Here is a 6,211-nt window from a genome sequence, read left to right on the forward strand (position 1 = left end):
CTTGTTTCAGTATCCATTATGCGATTAAGCGCTTTCCAACTTCCAAAGTCGGCCTTTGCTTAGGCCTTTTGAGACTTCCGAAGTTGACCCTTTCCCACAGCCTCTTCTAAACTTCGGAAGAAAAAGCAATTTTTTCTGTCACACTTTATACTTTTTGGTGTCATATAGCTGAAACCTCGAAAAAAGGTTAATCGAACAAATTTAGAATAAACGAATTTTTAGCTATGAAAACCTATTTATGGATCATGTTGTGCCTGATATCTACGAAACTCTTCGCACAACAGGTGGGTAATATAAATGGAAAAATTATTGATAGAAAAACGGATCAGCCAATCGAATATGTGGGGATCATCTTATCAAATAAAACCGATTCGGTCAAAAAAGTTGGGGTTGTAACCAATAAGGCCGGAGAATTTTCTTTCAATGCCGTTGCCAATGGCGATTATAAAATCAGGATTTCGGCAATGGGTTATAACCCGGTAACCAAAAATATTACTGTTAATGGAAAAACAATTAATCTTGGCGCTTTAAAGTTGCAGGAAGATGCCATTGCCTTAAAAGATGTTGCGGTAAGCGGTCGTTATGCCACAGCAACCGTGAAAAAGGATACTATTGAATTTAATGCCGATGCCTATAAAACCAGACCCAATGCAGCGGTTGAAGACCTTTTGAAAAAACTCCCGGGTGTAACCGTTGATAAGGATGGAAGTATTTTGGTGCAGGGCCAAAAGGTTACCCGCTTAACCGTTGATGGTAAAGACTTTTTTGGAACCGATCCAAAAACCGCAACCAAAAATCTGCCTGCCGATGCCATAGCGAAAATACAATTGATTGATAGCAAAACACAGGAAGCCAAAGCAACAGGGATTGACGATGGCCAGCGCGAAAAGGTATTAAACCTAACCATCAAAGAAGACAAGAAAAAAGGCTGGTTCGGTAATGCCAACCTTGCCGGGGGTACAACCGATAAATACGGAAGTTATTTAAGTGCCAATCATTTTAATAAGAACCTGCAGTTTGCTGTTTTGGGCATGAGCAACAATACCAACGATGCCAGTTTCGGTTATGATGACCTGAGCAGTTTCAGCGGTGGCAATATCGGTAATATTTTTGCACCGCCTGCCGGAGGAAGTTTTTCTATCAATAACAACAACGGTAAAACTACCATTGGTGGTAGCGGTGTTTTTGATAACAATGCCATTGGTCTGTATACCACGCACAGCGGTGGGGTTAACTACAGCAACTCCTGGGGCAAAAACAATAAACTGGCCATCAGCGGTAGTTACTTTACCTATTTCTCTTCTGGTTTGGGCAATAAATTATCCAATATCCAGGATTTAAGTTCGGGCGATATTCTGCGTACTTTGGATAATACCAACCGAAACAGCGATAACCAGGCGCACCGTTTTAATTTTAAGGCCGAATATCATCCCGATTCGCTAACTGATATCGTACTGCGCCCCAATGTGATTTTAAACAATACCACCAACATCAATAACCGTACTTTCAATGCTAATTTTGATGCCACGGGAAAAGCAAATGATGGAAGCCAGTATTATAACCAGCATAACTTTACCCCTTCGTTATTTGGTGAATTTACTGTACTGAGAAGATTGGCAAACAAAAAAGGATCATTTTCACTGCGTTTAAATGGTACACAGAATACCTTTAATTCTGATTGGTTAAACCAATCATTACTCAATCAGTATGTAAATGGCGGTACCACTGTTACCAATATCAATCAGCAGGCTAATCAGGAAAATGCTTCAAAAACCTATACCATTAACGGAAATTACGCGAGGCAGCTTAATCAGAAATGGAGTGCCAATCTTGCCTACGGTTATACAAGGAGTATTGTTGATGCACAGCAGATCACTTTTGATTATAACCCAACAACCGATCGTTACGAAACCATTGTACCATCATTAACCAATACTTTCGATAACCATAACAGCCTGCAAACAGCCGGATTGGGTTTTATATATACAGGAAAAGACTGGACATATAATTTCGGATTGAATGCGCAGCAAAGTTTGTTAAACGCCAATGTGTTCAATAACCTAGGCGCCAATATTGGCAATATCGATAAATCGTACTATAATTTATTACCGCGTTTAACGGTTAATTTTAAGAATAAGGCCAACCAAACCATCGCCATCAATTACCGGGCTAGTGTTAATTTACCTTCCGTTACCGATTTGCAACCTGTGCAAAACAATACCAATCCGCTATACCAAAGAATTGGTAATCCGGATCTGGAAGCAAGGAAAAACCATAGGCTATCGGTAAACTTCAATACTTTTAGTCCTGATAATAACCGCTATTGGAATGGATATTTCCTTTATAATTTATCGTTTGATGATACCGGGAACGATATTACCTATAACAATGGTATCCAAACGGTAAAACCCATCAACGTAAACGGCAACTATTATCTGCGTGCCGGAACCTATTTCGGGATGCCATCAAAACTTAAAGGTTTGAGGATGAATTATGGTGCGAACTTCTTTACCGAACACCGGACAAACTTTATCAGCGGCGATAAAAACATTACCAACAGGTTCGAAATAGGGCCGAATATTAACTGGAGTTACGATATCGACGATAAATTTAACGCAGGTATTTATGCTTACGTAGGGTATACCAAGGTAAATAACACTGCCGAATCGGCCATAAACAATAAGTATTTCAGTCTCGAAAATACGCTGAACCTAAGCTACGAATTTATAAAAGATTTAAGGGTAGAGGCCGATCTTAATCACATTGGTTCTGCCGGCCGTTCTGATGGATTTAACAACAATTACTTTTTGCTTAATGCCGGTATCAACAAATACCTGATGAAACGCAGGGTAACGTTAAGCTTGAAAGGTTTTGATATCCTGAACCAGAATACCAGCATAGATAGGATTGTGAACAGCAGCAGGATAGAAGATGTGCGCTACAATAACATTACCCGTTATTTTTATCTATCGTTAAACTATAAATTAACCAAGGTTGGGGCAAATAACGAAAGAAGCAATCCACGTAGTACAGTTAATTAGCAGGGATAAATTATTCTCCTTTCAATCCTTAGCAATTACTTTTATAGTAAATGTTAAGGATTTTTTGCTTTTCTTACAGTTAATTTATGAATATAAATTTAGCCTGGTATCTTTAGCTTTTGTTTATTGCCTCAACCCATCTACAACATCAATTATGTCTCTCTTAAGCGCTAAAAGAAATGGTTTAACCAACCTGCCGCAAAATGGCATAGTAATCTGGATTTTTGGATTATCTGGCTCAGGGAAAACAACCATTTCTACCCTGTTGAAAGAGAAACTCGAAGAAGAAGGTTTTTATACTGTTAGCCTGGATGGTGATATACTTAGGGAGGGTATTAATAAACATCTGGGATTTAGCGAAGCAGATAGGACAGAAAACATCCGGCGGGCGGCAGAAATTGCCAAACTGATGTTAAAAAATAATCTGATTACCATCTGTTCTTTTATTACCCCATTGGAAGAAAACCGTTTGTTGGCCGCAGAAATTATTGGAGAAGGATATTTTGAGGTATTTTTAGACTGCCCACTGTCCATATGCAAAGAAAGAGATGTAAAGGGTCTTTATAAAAATGCAGGTTTGAACCTGATCAAGAACTTTACCGGTATCAGCGCCAAATTCGAACCAGCTGTAAAAGCAGATCTTGTTATCAAAACCTACACAGAAAATCCTGATCAAAGCATGGATAGGGTGTTTTCTCAAATTATTTCAAAAATCAGTTCTCATTCTTAAACACTTTTAGCCTATTTATTGGTGTTTGTTTAAATTTTATAAAACTCCTGGCAATTATTCATTGAATTTGATTGTCGTGGGTCTTTTTGTCCTGCCATTATTGAAAATCTTAACGCAAACGTTTGTTAGTTTTTTTATCCAATGGTATTCATCTATTTTCTTATACACGTTTTTCCTGATTATTGGCTATTAAAAAATAGTTTCAATAATATTAGAAGCATGTTCTCGTACGAAGTTCCATTTGTCATGTGGCAAGAGCTATAAAATCGATCCATTTCTTTGCTCATAATCAAACGTTTGCGTTGTGTTTAAAGATTTTGTGCACCTCAAATAGCATAAATTAGATTTGGAAAGAGCGGCATTGAGGGTTAACCAACTTCGTTATATGTCCTTTTTTAAAGTAAACGAGCAAAAAACGACCAGAAATTTCCATGGTATAACAAAATGGTAATCGGCCTATGATTTAAAAAAGCAAATCTAAATTATCCCGCAACAACCTATCAACTAACTTAAAAACAACAAAACATGAAGATCAAATCTTTACTGATTTTTGGCGCAGTTGGCTTATTTTGGCTTAACGAAAGTAAAGCCTTTGTCCATCTAAACCACAACACAAGCATAAAGGCAGAGGAACCCGCTTATTTTGCCGATATTACCATCAAAGGTAAGATAACCGATAAATCAGGCCCGGTTCCTGGGGCAACCATTACTCTAAAGTCAAATCCGGGTATCGGTACCTCAACTGATGGATCTGGTAATTTTGCAATCACTGTTCCTGCTGATGGTATTTTAATCATTAAATCAGTAGGTTATAAAACACAAGAAATCCCTGTTCAGGGCAGAACTTCAATCAATATCAGTTTGGAGGAAGAAAACAACAACCTGAGCGATGTAGTTGTTGTAGGGTATTCGTCCAAAAAACAGGGCGAACTATCAAGTTCTGTTTCAGTAATTTCTGCCGAAAAATTAAAAGGGGTGGCCTCCAACGATGTAATTTCCATGATTCAGGGTAAAGCTCCTGGCGTAGTGGTTTCTTCAGGGAGTGGAGACCCAACTTCTGCACCTAAAATGACCATAAGAGGCATCGGAAGTATTAATGGAGGAACAGCGCCACTACTGGTTGTAGATGGGAATATTCTTGGTGCCTATGGAACCGAAGGCGCTACTTATAGTCCGAATGATGTAGAATCCATTACGATTTTAAAAGATGCTGCGGCTACCGGCTTATATGGCTCACGTGCAGGTAGTGGCGTTATCATTGTAACCACTAAAACAGGTAAAGCCGGCGAGGCAAAAATAGAATTCAGTTCAGTTGTGGGTTTTAATTCACCTTCTACCGGTAATTTCAAATTGATGAACAGTCAGCAATTGTACGATTATCAGAAAACATTTTCCAATCCGGATCCATCAGCTTTGAAAAATGATACCAACTGGTGGGACCTGGCTACTCAAAATGGAATGACACAGAATTATACCCTTTCTGCATCCGGCGGGACTGAAAAAACAAGGTATTACATCGCGGGTAACTTTTATAGAGAACAGGGGACCGTAATCAATAACGATAAAAATGCCTATAATCTGAGGGCAAATTTAAATAGTCAGTTAACCAAAAAACTAAAAGTGAGTTTATTGCTAAATGGGGTATTTACCAGAAACAACTATGCCAATAGCAACACACTTGGAGACGGCTATTTAAACCTTCCTTTCGATCCTGCTTATAATGCAGACGGAACGCCGGTTGACCCTCGGGTTACACCAACTTGGAAAGGCCGGGATGTAGAAAATTTTCTTCATTCTACACAATATAATCTTTCTTATCAAAGAAGCCTGAATTTAAGTGCCGATGTAAATTTAGATTATAACATTGTAAAGAATTTAACTTTTTCCAGTTATAACAGAACCACATTTTACAACACTTTTGCTGTAGATTACTACGATAAACGTACTAAAGAAGGCGGTGCAACCAACGGCTCGCTTTACAACTCAACAACCTACAAAAACAGGCTGCTAAGTTCGAACAGATTAAAATATGAAAATAGCTTTGGCGAAAACCATTTAACAGTTCTTGCTGTTGGCGAAGCTGAAAAATCATATTATGATGAAGCCAATTTAAATGGAAAAAATTTACCTGCCGGCCGCCCGGTAATGTCTACTGCTACCGACATTATCAGCAATCCATCAGGAGGAACCAACGAATATAATTTCAGCAAATATTTAAGCCAGGTTGATTACAATTATGCAGGTAAGTATTTCGCTATTGCATCCTTTGTACACGAAAACTCCTCACGTTTTGGTTTAAACAAAAGTGGTGGCGATTTTTATCAACTGGGGGCATCCTGGATCTTGAGCAAGGAAAGCTTTTTAAAAGAGGTTAAACCAATCAGTTTCTTGAAATTAAGGGCCAGTTACGGTACAACAGGTAATGCTGAAATTGGCGATT

Annotated in this window: 3 protein-coding genes; all 3 read left to right on the forward strand. The window is 38.5% G+C overall.

The window, feature by feature from the left end; all coding sequences use genetic code 11:
• Positions 1–224: 224 nt before the first annotated feature.
• On the forward strand, positions 225–3,041 hold the full coding sequence (locus B2V92_RS16795) for a TonB-dependent receptor (RefSeq protein ID WP_293310252.1): 2,817 nt from the start codon (positions 225–227) through the stop codon (positions 3,039–3,041).
• 154 nt (positions 3,042–3,195) lie between these two features.
• Positions 3,196–3,771 carry an adenylyl-sulfate kinase gene (cysC, locus tag B2V92_RS16800; protein ID WP_293310254.1) on the forward strand — a complete coding sequence of 192 codons (576 nt, stop codon included), beginning with the start codon at positions 3,196–3,198 and terminating at the stop codon, positions 3,769–3,771.
• Between the two features lie 525 nt (positions 3,772–4,296).
• Positions 4,297–6,211: SusC/RagA family TonB-linked outer membrane protein (locus tag B2V92_RS16805; RefSeq protein ID WP_293310256.1), on the forward strand; the 1,915-nt coding region annotated here is incomplete at its 3' end.

The sequence above is a fragment of the Pedobacter sp. UBA5917 genome, from assembly GCF_002432345.1.
GTDB lineage: Bacteria > Bacteroidota > Bacteroidia > Sphingobacteriales > Sphingobacteriaceae > Pedobacter.

What these genes read in the sequence shown, in the direction of transcription:
- B2V92_RS16795 (WP_293310252.1), top strand. Translation starts at nt 225, where the DNA reads ATGAAAACCTATTTATGGATCATGTTGTGCCTGATATCTACGAAACTC.
- cysC (WP_293310254.1), top strand. Translation starts at nt 3,196, where the DNA reads ATGTCTCTCTTAAGCGCTAAAAGAAATGGTTTAACCAACCTGCCGCAA.